This window comes from Actinokineospora cianjurensis, from assembly GCF_003663795.1.
Classification (GTDB): Bacteria; Actinomycetota; Actinomycetes; order Mycobacteriales; family Pseudonocardiaceae; genus Actinokineospora; species Actinokineospora terrae.
In genome coordinates this window covers 141,361-155,247 of sequence record NZ_RCDD01000008.1, presented here as the reverse complement: position 1 = coordinate 155,247, position 13,887 = coordinate 141,361, and the positions used below count along the sequence as shown (strand labels likewise).

The 13,887-nt window shown below is 69.7% G+C and carries 10 protein-coding genes; 4 read left to right on the top strand and 6 right to left on the bottom strand.

The window, feature by feature from the left end; translation table 11 throughout:
• The first annotated feature begins 595 nt into the window (after positions 1 to 595).
• Complete coding sequence (locus tag CLV68_RS34860; protein ID WP_211346822.1) at positions 596 to 2,065, top strand: DUF6801 domain-containing protein; 1,470 nt, start codon at positions 596 to 598, stop codon at positions 2,063 to 2,065.
• Between the two features lie 155 nt (positions 2,066 to 2,220).
• Here CLV68_RS34860 and CLV68_RS30425 read toward each other — a convergent pair whose 3' ends face one another.
• The 6 genes from CLV68_RS30425 to CLV68_RS30400 all read right to left on the bottom strand — a co-directional run bounded on the left by CLV68_RS30425 (position 2,221) and on the right by CLV68_RS30400 (position 10,233).
• Positions 2,221 to 3,375: a glycosyltransferase gene (locus CLV68_RS30425; RefSeq protein ID WP_121394444.1), complete on the bottom strand. Its 1,155-nt coding sequence runs from the start codon at positions 3,373 to 3,375 to the stop codon at positions 2,221 to 2,223.
• A 413-nt stretch (positions 3,376 to 3,788) separates the two neighbouring features.
• Positions 3,789 to 4,499 carry an aminoglycoside phosphotransferase family protein gene (locus CLV68_RS30420; protein WP_121394522.1) on the bottom strand — a complete coding sequence of 237 codons (711 nt, stop codon included), beginning with the start codon at positions 4,497 to 4,499 and terminating at the stop codon, positions 3,789 to 3,791.
• A gap of 59 nt (positions 4,500 to 4,558) precedes the next feature.
• Positions 4,559 to 5,140 (bottom strand): isopentenyl-diphosphate Delta-isomerase, encoded by a 582-nt coding sequence (gene idi / locus CLV68_RS30415; RefSeq protein ID WP_121394443.1) that lies wholly within the window; start codon positions 5,138 to 5,140, stop codon positions 4,559 to 4,561.
• A gap of 81 nt (positions 5,141 to 5,221) precedes the next feature.
• Positions 5,222 to 6,952, bottom strand: a complete 1,731-nt coding sequence (gene argS / locus CLV68_RS30410; RefSeq protein WP_121394442.1) for an arginine--tRNA ligase — start codon at positions 6,950 to 6,952, stop codon at positions 5,222 to 5,224.
• Positions 6,953 to 7,030: 78 nt separating this feature from the next.
• Positions 7,031 to 8,227 (bottom strand): lipase family protein, encoded by a 1,197-nt coding sequence (locus CLV68_RS30405; RefSeq protein WP_121394441.1) that lies wholly within the window; start codon positions 8,225 to 8,227, stop codon positions 7,031 to 7,033.
• Between the two features lie 470 nt (positions 8,228 to 8,697).
• Complete coding sequence (locus tag CLV68_RS30400) at positions 8,698 to 10,233, bottom strand: amino acid permease (protein ID WP_121394440.1); 1,536 nt, start codon at positions 10,231 to 10,233, stop codon at positions 8,698 to 8,700.
• Between the two features lie 229 nt (positions 10,234 to 10,462).
• On the opposite strand from CLV68_RS30400, the gene CLV68_RS30395 reads away from it, so the two are divergent.
• The 3 genes from CLV68_RS30395 to CLV68_RS30385 are packed head-to-tail and all read left to right on the top strand — an operon-like array spanning position 10,463 to position 13,885.
• The gene (locus tag CLV68_RS30395; protein ID WP_121394439.1) at positions 10,463 to 11,821 is read left to right on the top strand and encodes a glutamine synthetase family protein; all 1,359 of its coding nucleotides are present in this window, start codon (positions 10,463 to 10,465) and stop codon (positions 11,819 to 11,821) included.
• Positions 11,802 to 12,533: a gamma-glutamyl-gamma-aminobutyrate hydrolase family protein gene (locus CLV68_RS30390; protein ID WP_121394438.1), complete on the top strand. Its 732-nt coding sequence runs from the start codon at positions 11,802 to 11,804 to the stop codon at positions 12,531 to 12,533. Before CLV68_RS30395 ends, CLV68_RS30390 begins: the two co-directional genes overlap by 20 nt.
• Positions 12,530 to 13,885, top strand: coding sequence for an aldehyde dehydrogenase family protein (locus tag CLV68_RS30385; protein WP_121394437.1), 1,356 nt, complete (start codon positions 12,530 to 12,532; stop codon positions 13,883 to 13,885). The genes CLV68_RS30390 and CLV68_RS30385 overlap by 4 nt, the downstream gene beginning before the upstream one ends.
• The last annotated feature ends 2 nt before the right edge of the window (positions 13,886 to 13,887 follow it).

Genomic DNA, 13,887 nt, shown 5'->3' with positions numbered 1-13,887 from the left:
CTCAATGGGTCATTGCGCCACCGTGCCGGTCGCCGTGGTGAACACCGCGTGGTCGGCCATCTCGCCGCCCCGGTCTCAGGTGATCGATTTCCGAGGGAACTCGGGCAGGGTCCTCATCTTGTACGCCAACAACATCGCGACCCGATCCGCCGGCCGGTCATGAGGAACCCGGATCAACATCACGAACCGCGTCTGAGCTCCACCAGCATCAGGATCTGCGATGTACCCGCCGACCCGAGAACCAGGTCACCCCCCAAGAAACCGGGCACCACCCGGTCCTCGGCCTCCTTCGGACGCACGCCGATGTTGACCCTACGTACGACCGACTGTTCCAGCGTTCGGTGGGTCGGGGAGAGGAGAGGAGAGGAGAGGAGAGGAGAGGAGAGGAGAGGAGTTGTAACCCGCTTGATAAGTGGGACCGCGTTTCTTGGAATGTTATGACAAAGGGGACGATGGCAACGGGAAGGGGGGTTGCTGTGGGTGGGTGATAATTTCGCGCGGGCTTCTTGCGGGTGTACTGGCCGGTAGTTAGCGTGGGCCCACGGCGGCTTTCTGCTGATTATCCCGGGTTGTTCGCACCCGAGGGAGGAATACCGTGAATCCTGCCAAGATCTCTAGGACCCTGGTCGCGGCGGTGGCGGGCACCGGTGCTGTGGGGCTGGTGGCGGCTGGGCTGCTGCTGGGCTCCGGTGCCGGTGTGGCCGAGCCGGTCTCGTTGACGCTGAACTACACCTGTCCGTTCCCGTTGATCGGCAACCAGGCCATCAAGGTGGTCATCAGTTCCGACATCCCGGCCACCATCGGTGTCGGGGAGCCGACCGGCGCGTTCGACATCACCGCGATCACCACCGTGCCGGACACCGCCACCCAGGGCCTGACCCTGGTCGGGGCCGCGACGGTGGAGGGCAAGGCGGTGTCGGGGGCCAGTGTGGCGGCGCCGGGGGTGACGGTGCCGGTCAATGTGCCGATCACGGTGGAGAAGACGCCGGTGCCCGCGTCCGGGGCGTTCGACGTCAAGGCCACCGGGCAGACCCCGTCGCTGACGTTCGCCCAGGCGGGGACGGCGAAGATCAGTGTCAACGAGTTGACGCTGACCCTCACCCCGAAGAAGGCGGACGGGACCCTGACCGGGCTCGGCACGTTCGACTCGCCCTGCACGCTCAACCCCGGCCAGGACAACACCCTGCACACGTTCCAGATCACCGGAGGCACCACCCAGCCCACCACCACGACCACCACGCCGTCGACACCAACGACCACGGCCACCACGACAACGCCGCCGATCACCACGACGCCGACCACTACGCCGCCGACCACTACGACAACGCCGACGAGCACGACCCCGACCACCTCGAGCACGACACCGACGACGACCACGGCGCCGCCGACGACCACAACGCCACCGACTACCCAGCCGACGACCACAACGACTACGCCGCCAACGACTACAACGCCGACGACCACGAGCGCGACGCCCACCAGTACGACACCGCCGACCACGTCAACGTCCCCGACCACCGCGACGACCACTCCGACGACCACGCGGCCGCCCGGTCCCGGGGTGAAGGTGGACTACGACCTGACCGGCAGTTCGAACCTCAAGGCGCTCAAGGGGTCCGTCGCGCTCACCGGCGGGTTCAGTGCGGAGGCGGACCTGGCGGCGGGGCGGTACACCGGCAGGCTCGCGCTCAACCCGACCAGCGGCAGGTTCACCATCCTGGGGTTCCTGCCCGCGACGGCGGCGGTGGCGTTCGAACAGGTCGGCACGGCGGGTGGCGCGCTGAGTACCGGCGCCATCACCTTCGCCGGGAAGTTGGACATCAAGCTGACCCGGATCGCGGTCCTGGGTCTGCCCGTCTACCAGGGTGACACCTGCAAGACCGTCACCCCGTCCGACGTCACCCTCACCTCGTCCGGCCCCTTCGACGTCCTCAAGGGAGGCAAACTCACCGGCGGCTACGACCTCGGCAAGGTCAGCGGTTGCGGCAAGCTGAACAACCTCATCGCCCCTCTCATCACCAGCAAGGGCAACACCATCGACGTCACCCTGGCGATCAAGAAGTAGCCCCGCACAAGCCGACCTCGGGGCTCCTCCCCGCCCGCCCGAGGAGTCCCGGGGAGCCGGCACGTCGCAGTGCTGCTCTGCGGTTCCACGGCCATCCGACCGAGGAACCGCAGAGCGGTGGCGCACCACCGGGTAGGGCCCGCTCAGGGATGGGGCTACTGCCGGATGGCCCACTCCGGCAGGCGGGCGGCGATGTCGGTGGGGCTGGGCAGGGCGGCGATCTCCTCGGCGAGTGCGGCGACGACCTTGGCTGCTGTGTCGTCGGCGAGGAGGTCGGTGGCGGCCTCGGTCAGGGCGGCCGCGGTGACGGCTTCGCCGAGGAGTTGTTTGGCCGCGCCCGCGGTGGTGAAGGTCTCGGCGTTGGTGAACTGGTCGGCGCCCTGGGGGACGAACAGTTGGCGTACCCCGGCGGCCGCGGCGCCGAGGGTGGTGCCGGAGCCGCCGTGGTGGACGACCAGGTCGGTGTGGGGGAGTACCTCGGCCTGCGGCACCCACGACTCGATGGCGACGTTCGCGGGTGGCTCGCCCAGGGCGTCGAGGTCGACCGCGGGGCCCGCGGCGACCAGGACGCGGTGGCCGGTGGCGGCGAGGCCGTCGATGGCCTCGCGCAGGACCTTCGGGTTGCCGAAGGCGGTGCCGAGGGTCAGGTAGATCAGCTTGCCCTCGCCCTGCGTCACCGCCGCCGGGAGCTCGCCGGGTGTGGCGAAGGCCACCGGTCGCAACGGGACCCTGGTCGCGTACTCGGCCAGGGTTTCCCTGTCCTGCAACGACTCCGGGTAGATGTCGAGGTACGGGCCGCCGAAGCCCAGCTTGGTCGTGTCGTCGAGTTCGACGCCGAACTCCGCGGCGAGGGTGGGCAGGGCGTTCTTCAACGCGGGCAGGTGCGCGAGCGAGGTCGGCTTGCTGATCCCGTGCGCCACCGCCGGGATGCCCGCGAGCTTCGCCGCGATCGCCGCGCCGAACGCCGCCGACTCGTTGACGACCAGGTCGAAGTGCCGCTCCCGCAACAGCGGCAGCAGGTCGGCGACGGCCAGCCGGGGCAGGACCTCGCCGAACACCCGCATCGCGGCGCCGGTGACCTCCTCCGGCTCCATGTCCTGCAGCGTCCGGTCGCCGACCACCCGCTTGAACTCGGTGGCCATGTCCCCGCCCGCGTGGATGGTCTCGAACCCCAGCGCGGCCACGACGGGGTGGAACGTCTCCCAGGTGGCGTAGGTGATCTCGTGCCCGGCCGCCTTGGCCGCGATGGCCAGCGGCAGCAGGGGGAAGGTGTGCCCGTGCGCGGGCAGACTGCTGAAGAGGATCTTCACCCTCTCCAAGGTAGGCAACATCGCCGCACCCAGGCGAGTGATTTGCCCGCAGCGCCCGACTGATGTCGGATTCCGCCGGAAAATCGCCCCCCAGCGTGGCCAAGAACACCGCCCACGAACCAGCGCACGACCGACCCCGACCCAAGCGGTGCGGCGAGCCGAACCTCACCGTGGCCCTGAACTGCGCATGCGCGCGTGACGAGTCGTACCCCAGGTGGCCGGGAACACCACCACCGAACCAGTGCGCGACCGGGTTCGGTCCAAGCGGTGGCGCTTTGCGTGGATGCGTGGAGCAGCGGGCGAGAGTGGTGGTCGGCTCGTGTGGGCGCGGCGTGGGGCGTCGGACCTTGGCGTGGGCGGGGCGCTGTCTGCTGGGTTTGGTCTAGGTGATGTGGCGAGCCGCGATGGGGGGCTTATTCCAGGGTGGTCAGGAATATCGACCGCTGTGCTTGGACCAGGGCGAGGCTGGACTCTGCCCATTCGATCGCCCGGGACGCGTGCGCGCGGCGCGTTGGGCTGAGGCGGGTGTCGTCGAGGTTGGTCGTTTCCAGGGTGATGATGCGGGTCTGTTGCTGGACCATCGCGTCGACCAGGGGTTCTGCGTCGACCTTGCCGTAGCCGTCGCGGAGTTGGCGTAGGTGTGCTGCCTGGGAGGTCACCGGCACGTTCCCGGTCGATTGGACGCACCACGTCCATGCCAGGTATGCCAGGTCCGCGAGCGGTTCGCCCGGTCGGCACCCGGTCCAGTCGATGAAGGCGACTGGCACGCCGCGCTGGAAGATGGTGTTGAACGGTCCCGCGTCCCCGTGCACCACGCAGGCGCGGTCTCCAGCGAGCGGGTGCCCTGCTGTGACGTCGTGAAGCCCGCGGAGCATCGCCCCCGCCCGCGCGTACGCCCCCTCGGCGCGCTGCGAGGGGTGATCCGTCGTCTCCCCGGGGATGTAGCTGAGGACGTCGCGGCCCTTCTCGTCCACGCCGAGGTGCCGTGGGGCGTAGGGGTAGCCCGCGGATTCCAGGTACCGCAACACCTCCGCCGCGAACGTGGACCGACTGCGCCGCACCGTGTCCCCGACGCGGACGACCTCCGCAGTGCTATTCCCCCCGACGAGGTGCTCTTCCACCATGCCCACACCCTCGGCTGATGACCAGGCCGGAGTCAACAGGCGAGGGTGTGGGGAGGCGGTCAGCGCAGCGCGGGCGGGAGTTGCGCGGGGTCCCCGGTCGGCCAGGTGAGCGGGTCGCCGAGGGGGACCAGGTCGGTGAGTTGGAGGACGGACCACGGCGAGATGTCGAGGGTGCCGGTGGTGACCTCGTCGAGGAAGTCCGGCCAGGTCAGCCAGCGGACGGAGTCGACCTCGGCGGGGTTGGGCTGGGGTTCGGTGTCGACGACGACCCGGTACACGGGGCAGATCTCGTGTTCGACGATCCCGTCCGGCATCACCGCGCGGTAGCGGAACGCGGGCAGGATCAGCTCGACCTTGTGCGGTCCCGGTAGGCCCAACTCCTCGGTCAGCCTGCGCGACACCGCGTCGAGCGGGGACTCGCCGGGGGCGGGGTGCCCGCAGCAGGAGTTGGTCCAGATGCCGGGCCACGTCTTCTTCGTCAGCGCCCGGCGGGTGATCAGGAAGCGGCCGTCGGTGTCGAAGACGTAGCTGGAGAAGGCCAGGTGCAGCGGGGTGTGCTCGTGGTGCACGGTGGCCTTGTCCGCCGTGCCGATGCTGTTGCCCGCGTCGTCGAGGAGCACGACCTGTTCGGCGATTGTCACCCGGTCACTGTGCCGTCACACCCTGCGCAGGGCAAGCCACAACCGATCCCCCGATCGGGGCCAGAACGGGGGATCGGCCACTCACAGTTCCGCGGGCGCCTCGATGCCCAGCAGGTCCAGCCCCAGCACCAGCACGTCCGAGGTCACCCTGGTCAGCGCCAGCCGGGACGCGCGCACCTCGTCGGGGACGTCCAGGCGCAGGATCGGGCAGCTGTCGTAGAACGTGGTGAACGTCGAGGCCAGGTCGTAGAGGTAGCCGGTCAGCTTGTGCGGTGCGTAGCCCTCCACCGCGGCGGCGATGGCGGCGGGCAGTTGCAGCAGCCGCACCAGCAGCGCGCGCTCGGCCGGGTCGGTCACCAGGACCTCGCCGAAGCGCGGCGTGCCCGCCTTGCGCAGCACCGACTGGCAGCGGGCGTTGGCGTACTGCAGGTACACCGAGGTGTTGCCCTCCTTGGCCATCATCCGCGACCAGGTGAAGACGTAGTCCTTCTCCCGGTCGTTGGACAGGTCGGCGTACTTGACCGCGCCGATGCCCACCGCGCGGGCCACCTCGGCCTGCCGGTCGGAGTCCAAAGAGGACCGTTCGGCGACCGTCTTGGCGGCCTGCTCGACGGCCTCGGCCAGCAGGTCGGCCAGCTTCACCGACTCGCCGGAGCGGGTGCGGATGGTCTTGCCATCCTCGCCGAGGATGGTGCCGAATCCGATGTGGACGCTGGTCTGCGCCTCGGTCAGGTACCCGGCCTGCCTGGCCGCCGCGAAGATCATCGCGAAGTGCTGGGCCTGCGGGGTGCCGACCACGTAGAGCAGGTCGGTCATCCCGCGTTCGGTGATCCAGTACCGCACGGTCGCCATGTCGGTGGCCGCGTAGCCGTACCCGCCGTCGCTCTTGCGCACGATCAGCGGCAGCGGCTCGGCCTCGCGGTTGGTGAACCCCGGCGGGAACACGCACACCGCGCCGTCGCTGATCTCGGTGAGCCCCTTGGCGGTCAGCTCGTCGATCACCGTGTCCAGGTACGGGTTGTAGAAGCTCTCCCCGTAGACGTCGCCGGGGGTGAGCAGGATGCCGAGCAGTTCGTAAGCCTGCTGGAAGTGCGCGGTGGACTCCTCGACCAGCGCCCGCCACAGCGTCAGCGTCTCCTCGTCGCCGCCCTGCAGCGCGACCACGCGCGCGCGGGCGCGGTCGGCGAAGGTCGGGTCGGCGTCGAACTTGGCCCTGGCCTGCTGGTAGAACCGGTTGAGGTCGCTGATGCCGGAGTCGGCGCCGTGCCCCTCGTCGACGAGGTGCTCGATGAGCATCCCGAACGGGGTGCCCCAGTCGCCGAGGTGGTTGTGCGGGACGACCTCGTGGCCCGCGAAGCGCAGCAGCCGCAGCAGCGCGTCGCCGATGATGGTCGAGCGCAGGTGCCCGATGTGCATCTCCTTGGCCACGTTCGGGCTGGAGTAGTCCAGCGCGAACCGGCGCGGCTGCTCGACCGGCGCGACCCCCAGTCGGGTGTCACCCAGCAGGGCGCTGACCCGGCCCGCCAGCCACTCGTCGCGCAGCCGCAGGTTGATGAACCCCGGTCCGGCGACCTCCGGCACCTCGAGCAGGTCGGCCGAGTCCAGGTGCGCCACGATCGCCTCGGCAACCTCGCGCGGCGCCTTGCCGATCTTCTTGGCCAGGCTCATCGCCGCGTTGCACTGGTAGTCGACACCCTCTCGGGTGGACGGTCGGATGACGGCCTCCGCCGGGGTGATCTCCAGACCGAGTCCGCGCCGCAGCGCCCCGGCCACCCGTGCCCCTAGCTCCAGCCCGACATCCCCGTGCGCCACCCTGGCACCTCCTCGCTTCTCGACACCGAGTATCCCAGGGTCGCGCACGGGGATTTCCGGCGCCCGCCGCCGCTCGGCTCAGCAGGTCGACTTCTGCGCCCGTCCGGCGAACCTGGCCTCCAAGAACCCGTACGCCTCCGGGTACGCCGCCACCGCGCCGCCGACGTGCGTGGGTGCCACGTTCGTGGCGAACCGCACGTTCGCGCCGAGCCCGCACCACCGCCGCACCAGCGCCCGCCCGGTCGCGTACGGGATCACGTCGTCGAGCAGCGAGTGCGTCACGAGCACCGGCACCGCGGGCTTGCGCTGACCCAGCAGTTGCTCGGCCACGATCGTCCGGAACGGTTCCTCGCCGAGCAGTGCCGCGATCGGTCGACCGTCGCGGGTGAGCCCGGCGGTCTTGGCGAAGGCGTAGCGGGGGATCGACTCGAACAGGCACTGCCCCTTGATGTCGGCCAAGAACCGCTTGCCCTTGTCGTTGAGGTAAGAGGCCGCGTCGATGCCATAGGACGCCTCAAGCCCCGCCACCGCGTAGCCGACGAACGCGACGTACAGGCTGCCGTCGAGTGTCGTGCCCACGTCGGCCAGGTCGGCCGGGACCGCTCCCGCCGAGACACCCCGCAGGTCCAGTTCCGGCGCGTACGTCCCGGCGAGTTCGGCGGCCGACGCGGCTGCCCCGCCGCCCTGCGAGTACCCGACGACCGCGACCGGCCCGCGGTCCGGCAGTTCCGGCAGCTTCTGCGCCGCGCGGATCGAGTCGAGCACCGCGGTCCCCTGCACGGCCCGGCTCATGTACGTGTGCACCCCCGGCGTCCCGAGCCCCTGGTAGTCGGTCAGCACGACGGCCCAGCCCCTGGCCAGCAGCCCCGCCACGAACGGGCCCTCGTACTCCATCCCGGCCGCCAGTTGCCGCGACGGCGCGCACTGGTCGCCGAGGCCCTGCGTGCCCGCCGCGTACCCCACGACCGGCCGCACGCCCGCGCCCGTCCACGCCTTGCGTGGCGTGATCACCGTTCCCGTCACCGCGATGGCGGCGCCCGTGCGGTCGCTGGAGCGGTACATGATCCGCGTGACCGAGCCGTCCACCCTGATCAGCTTCGCCGGGTCGACGAAGAACTCGGAGGGTTGCGTGCGCACGAGGTCACCGTTGTGCGCGGGCAGCGTCGCGGGTGGTTGGTAGAAGTCCTCTTGTGCCGTGGCGACCGCGGGCGCCGCGACAATCAGGGCACTCACGGCGAGCGCGAGTGGCCCGAGCCGCTTTCGGTTGAGTGGCATGGGTTTTCCTCCGACCTGGTGGGGGACCGGATCGAAAGCTACTGACAGGTATAGCCACTGTGCTCGTCGTCACAACGAACTTTGTCCACCGCGACAACCGGGGAAATGGCAGTGGGGGCCACGACGCCCGTGCGGTAGGCGGTGGCCCCCACGCCAACTGGAGCCACTGTGTGGGACAGGCTCCTGGCCGGGCTGGCTTCGTGTCCTGGCTGGTCGGGGCAGGGCGCGGCGGTGGGGGTTATGCACGCCCACCGCCGCCGCCACGCGTTCCCCAGACCCGCAGGGGGGCGGTCCGCGACGGGCGGCCTGCTCGGTGCAGGGTCCCCGGTCCCCCAGCCCTCGTTGGGGGTGCTCCGGCGAGTTGAGCGGTGTTCCCGTCGCGTGGAACGAAGTCAGTATTTGTTAACCACCGTGAACATGACAAGACGGTGCACCGGTGCGGAATTTCCCGTTTCCCAGTTCTGCGCCGTTCAGCTCTCGGCCAGGTCCCGTTCCACCGCGGCCAACTCCGCCGCGCTGCCCTGCACCTTCGGGCCGGTGAACCACTTGCGCGCCGACACAATCCACCACAGCGCCGCCCCGCCGAGCAGCACCGCGAACGCGATCGGGGTGTAGTTGAGCGAGTCCCAGGTCACCGGGTACACCTGCGGCAACATGAACAGCACGAAGATGAAGCCGACCCAGATGGTCGCGATCGTCCCAATAGGACGGCCCCAGCGGCCGAGGTGCCACGGTCCCGGTTTGAAGTCGTCACCGGCCCGCACCCGCAGGAAGATCGGGATGACATAGGCCGTGTAGAGGCCGACGACGGCGATCGAGGTGACAGCGGCGTACGCGGTGTAGCTCCACAGGTAGGGGACGGCCAATAGGAACGCTCCCACCGCCGCCAACCACACGGAATTCGTCGGCGTCCTGGTGCGCTTGTTGATGCGGTGCCACACCCGCGAACCGGGGATCGCGCCGTCGCGGGCGAAGGCGTAAATCATCCGCGAGTTGCCGGTCACCGCGGCCATCCCGCAGAACAGCTGCGCGCCGATGCAGATCAGCAGCAGCACCTTGCCGGTGGCGAGCCCCACCGCGTCGATGAACACCTGCGCGGGCGGCACCCCGGTCGCCGAGCTCGCCGCGCCGTCGTAGTCCTGGATGGCGAAGGTGAGCCCGATCAGCAGCACCCACCCGGCGGCCAGCGACACCAGGATGGACATGACGATCCCGCGCGGTCCGGCCACCGCCGCGCCGCGGGTCTCCTCGGTCATGTGCGCGGACGCGTCGTACCCGGTCAGTGTGTACTGGGCGAGCAACAGGCCGATGAGGAACACGTAGACAGGTGAGCTCCACCCCGTCTGGTTCACGAACTCGCCGAAGACGAACGACGCGTCCTGGTGCTTGTCCGGTACTACAGCCAGCACGATCACGATCGCCAGCACGCCCAGTAGGTGCCACCAGACGCTGACGGTGTTGAGGATCGCCACCACTCTTACGCCGAAGGTGTTCAGCAGCGCGTGCACCAAGAGGATGATCGCCAGCAGCAGCACGGTGTGCCCGGGCGTCGCCGCGAAGCCGAATTGCAGGTCTAGGAACGCGTTGAGGAACAGCGCCGCGCCGAAGTCGATGCCCGCGGTGACCGCGACCTGCCCGACCAGGTTGAACCAACCGGTGAACCACGCCCACGCGGGCGCGTTGCGCTTGGCCAGCTTCGCCGCCCAGTAGTACAGGCCGCCCGCGGTCGGGTAGCTGGAGCACACCTCCGCCATGCCGAGCCCGACCAGCACGACGAACACGCCGACCAGCGGCCAGCCCCAGATCATCGCCGCCGGTCCGCCGGTCTTCATACCGAACCCGTAGAGGGTCAGGCAGCCGGACAGGATCGAGATGATCGTGAAGGACACCGCGAAGTTGCTGAACCCCGACAGCGAGCGGCGCAGCTCCTGGGCGTAGCCGAGCGAGTGCAGCCTGGCCTCGTCGGAGTCGGGGGTGTCTGAGGGGGGAATCTCGGAGGTGGGCATACCTGCTCCAATGGATCGAAGGCGCTCCATTGCTGGGCCAACAAGTGTGATCCTCGCTACTCTGCGGGTCAAGGTCCATTCGCGGTGACCTGTCGACTTCGGCGGGTAGTCACCGGTTGGGCCAGGTCGGCGGGTTTGCGGCTGGGCGGTTGCGCTGACGGCGCGGCACTGCGAGCATGCTGGGGATAGCCTCCAATGGTCTGTTCCTGATCCTTTACGGGAGGTAGGCGTGGCCGAGACCGGGTTCCCCCTCGAGCGGCTGCGCGCGCTCGCCGACCAGGGCGAGGTCGACACCGTCCTGGTCGCGGTGACCGACATGCAGGGCAGGCTCCAGGGCAAGCGGGTCACCGCCAGGTTCTTCTTCGACGAGGTCGTCGCCAACGCCACCGAGGCGTGCGACTACCTGCTCGCGGTGGACGTCGAGATGAACACCGTCCCCGGCTACGCCAGCTCGTCCTGGGAGGACGGCTACGGCGACTTCGTCCTGCGGCCGGACCTGTCCACCCTGCGGCTGCTCCCGTGGCACCCCGCGACCGCGCTGGTGCTCGCGGACCTGGAGTTGGTCGGCGGCGGCCCGGTCACGGTGTCGCCCCGGCAGGTGTTGCGCCGCCAGCTCGACCGGCTCGCCGAGCGCGGCCTCACCGCGTACGTCGGTACCGAGCTGGAGTTCCTGCTGTTCAAGGACACCTACGAGCAGGCGTGGGACGCGGGCTACCGGGGGCTGACCCCGGCCAACCAGTACAACGTGGACTACTCGCTGCTGGGCACCGGCCGGGTCGAGCCGGTGCTGCGCGCGATCCGCAACGGCATGGCGGGTGCCGGGATGTACCCGGAGTCGGCCAAGGGCGAGTGCAACCCCGGCCAGCACGAGATCGCCTTCCGCTACGCCGACGCGCTCACCACCTGCGACAACCACAGCGTCTACAAGACCGGCGCCAAGGAGATCGCGGCCGCGCTCGGGCACAGTCTGACGTTCATGGCCAAGTACAACGAGCGCGAGGGCAACTCCTGCCACATCCACCTGAGTCTGCGCGAGGCCGACGGCACCCCGGTGATGGCGGGCGACGACGAGCACGGGTTCTCCCCGCTGATGCGGCACTTCATCGCCGGTCAGCTGGCCTACCTGCGTGAGCTGACCTTCTTGATGGCGCCGAACGTGAACTCCTACAAGCGCTTCGCCGACGGGTCGTTCGCGCCAACGGCGTTGGCGTGGGGAGTGGACAACCGCACGTGCGCGCTACGGGTCGTTGGGCACGGGCAGTCGCTGCGCGTGGAGAACCGGGTACCGGGCGGTGACGTGAACCCGTACCTGGCCGTGGCCGCCATGATTGCCGCCGGGTTACGCGGCGTCGACGAGCGTCTACCGCTGGAGGACGCGGTGACCGGTAACGCTTACACTGCCGCCAAACCCCGTGTCCCGACCACCCTGCGCGAGGCGGCTGACCTGTTCGCGGCGAGCACGGTCGCGGCTGAGGAGCTCGGCGCGGACGTGGTCGACCACTACCGCAACGCGGCCGCGGTCGAACTGCGTGCGTTCGACGCCGCCGTCACCGACTGGGAGCGCGTGCGTGGCTTCGAACGGCTCTGACCGGCCGCCGGTCATCGGCATCACCACCTACCTGGAGAACGCCACCTTCGGGATCTGGGAAACCGAGGCCGCGGTCCTGCACCGTGACTACCTGGACTCAATACGGGTAGGAGGCGGCAACCCGGTCCTCTTGTCCCCGATCGGCGACTGGCGCCCCTCAACCCTGGACTGGCTCGACGGCTTAGTACTGTCCGGCGGCGCCGACGTCGACCCGGCTCGGTACGGCCAACCGCCGCACCCGACCACTGGGACCCCGCAGCCACTACGGGACGCGTCGGAGTTCGCGCTACTGGCAGCCGCGATCGAGATGGACTTGCCTCTGTTGGCCGTCTGCCGCGGCCTTCAGGTGCTCAACGTGGCGCTTGGCGGGACCTTGCACCAACACACACCCGAGATCGTTGGCACTAACGACCACCTTCCGCACGTGGCGTCCTTCGGCAAGACGGAGATCTCGGTGACACCGGGGTCACTGCTCGGGGACATCCTGGGCGAGTCGGTGTCGGTGCTGTGTCATCACCACCAGTCGATCGACCGGGTAGCCGACGGCCTGCATGTGGTCGCCCACGCCCAGGACGGCACGGTCGAGGCCCTGGAACTCCCCGGCCGCCGCTTCGTGGTCGCCACCCAGTCCCACCCGGAACAGAACGTCGACGACACCCGCCTGTTCACCGCCCTGGTGGCGGCGGCTCGGGCCAGGAGGGAAGGCCGATGACCGCGTTCGAGGTCGTGAACCCGGCGACCGAGGAAGTGATCGCCTCGGTCGGGTTGGCCGGGGTGGACGAGGTTGATCGGGCTATCGGGCGGGCCGCGGCGGCGTTCGCGGAGTGGTGGGCGGTGGCGCCCGCGGATCGGGCTCGGTTGTTGCGGCGGTTCGCGGACGCGGTGGACGCGGATCTGGAGAACCTGGCCGGGCTCGAGGTGGCCAACGCGGGGCACACGATCGGGAACGCGCGGTGGGAGGCGGGCAACGTCCGTGATGTCCTGCACTACTACTCGGCCGCGCCGGAGCGGTTGTTCGGGCGGCAGATCCCGGTCGCGGGGGGTGTGAACATCACCTTCGCCGAGCCGCTGGGGGTCGTGGGGGTGATCGTGCCGTGGAACTTCCCGATGCCGATCGCGGCCTGGGGGTTCGCGCCCGCGTTGGCGGCGGGCAACACGGTAGTGCTCAAGCCTGCGGAGTTGACGCCGTTGACCGCGTTGCGGCTGGCTGAGCTGGCGCGCGAGGCGGGTATCCAGGAGGACGTGTTCCAGGTCGTCCCCGGGCGGGGCGATGTCGTCGGGCAGCGGTTCGTGACGCACCCGGCGGTGCGCAAGGTCGTGTTCACCGGGTCGACCAGGGTCGGCAAGCAGATCATGGCCGGGTGCGCCGACCAGGTGAAACGGGTGACCCTGGAGCTCGGCGGCAAGAGCGCGAACATCGTCTTCGCCGACGCCGACCTGGCGAAAGCGGCCGCCACCGCCCCGTACGCGGTGTTCGACAACGCCGGTCAGGACTGCTGCGCGCGCTCGCGGATCCTGGTCGAGCGGTCGGCCTACGACGAGTTCATGGCCGCGTTCGAGGTGGCCGTGCGCGGGGTCGTGGTCGGGGCGCCCGGCGAGGAGACCACGGAGATGGGGCCGTTGATCTCCGCCGCGCACCTGGACCGGGTGCGGTCCTCTGTGGACGACGCGCCGGTCGCGTTCCGGGGTGCCGCGCCGGACGGGCCCGGCTTCTGGTTCCCGCCGACCGTGCTCGGGCCGGGGAACTACCGGGCCCAGTCGGAGGAGGTTTTCGGCCCGGTCGTGTCCGTGGTCCCGTTCGCGGACGAGGCGGACGCGCTGCGGCTGGCCAACGACACCGAGTACGGCCTGTCCGGGTCGATCTGGACCCGCGACGTCGGCCGGGCGCTGCGGGTCGCGCGCGGGGTCGAGGCCGGGAACCTGTCGGTCAACTCGCACTCGTCGGTGCGGTACTCGACGCCCTTCGGCGGCTTCAAGCAGTCCGGGCTCGGCCGCGAGCTCGGACCGGACGCGCTGGCCGCGTTCACCGAGGTCAAGAACGTCTATGTGGACACCCAGGAGTGAGC

Coding starts and splice junctions, on each gene's coding strand:
- CLV68_RS30420 (WP_121394522.1), bottom strand. CDS start 4,499: ATGGTGGAAGAGCACCTCGTCGGGGGGAATAGCACTGCGGAGGTCGTC.
- CLV68_RS30405 (WP_121394441.1), bottom strand. CDS start 8,227: ATGCCACTCAACCGAAAGCGGCTCGGGCCACTCGCGCTCGCCGTGAGT.
- CLV68_RS30400 (WP_121394440.1), bottom strand. CDS start 10,233: ATGCCCACCTCCGAGATTCCCCCCTCAGACACCCCCGACTCCGACGAG.
- CLV68_RS30385 (WP_121394437.1), top strand. CDS start 12,530: ATGACCGCGTTCGAGGTCGTGAACCCGGCGACCGAGGAAGTGATCGCC.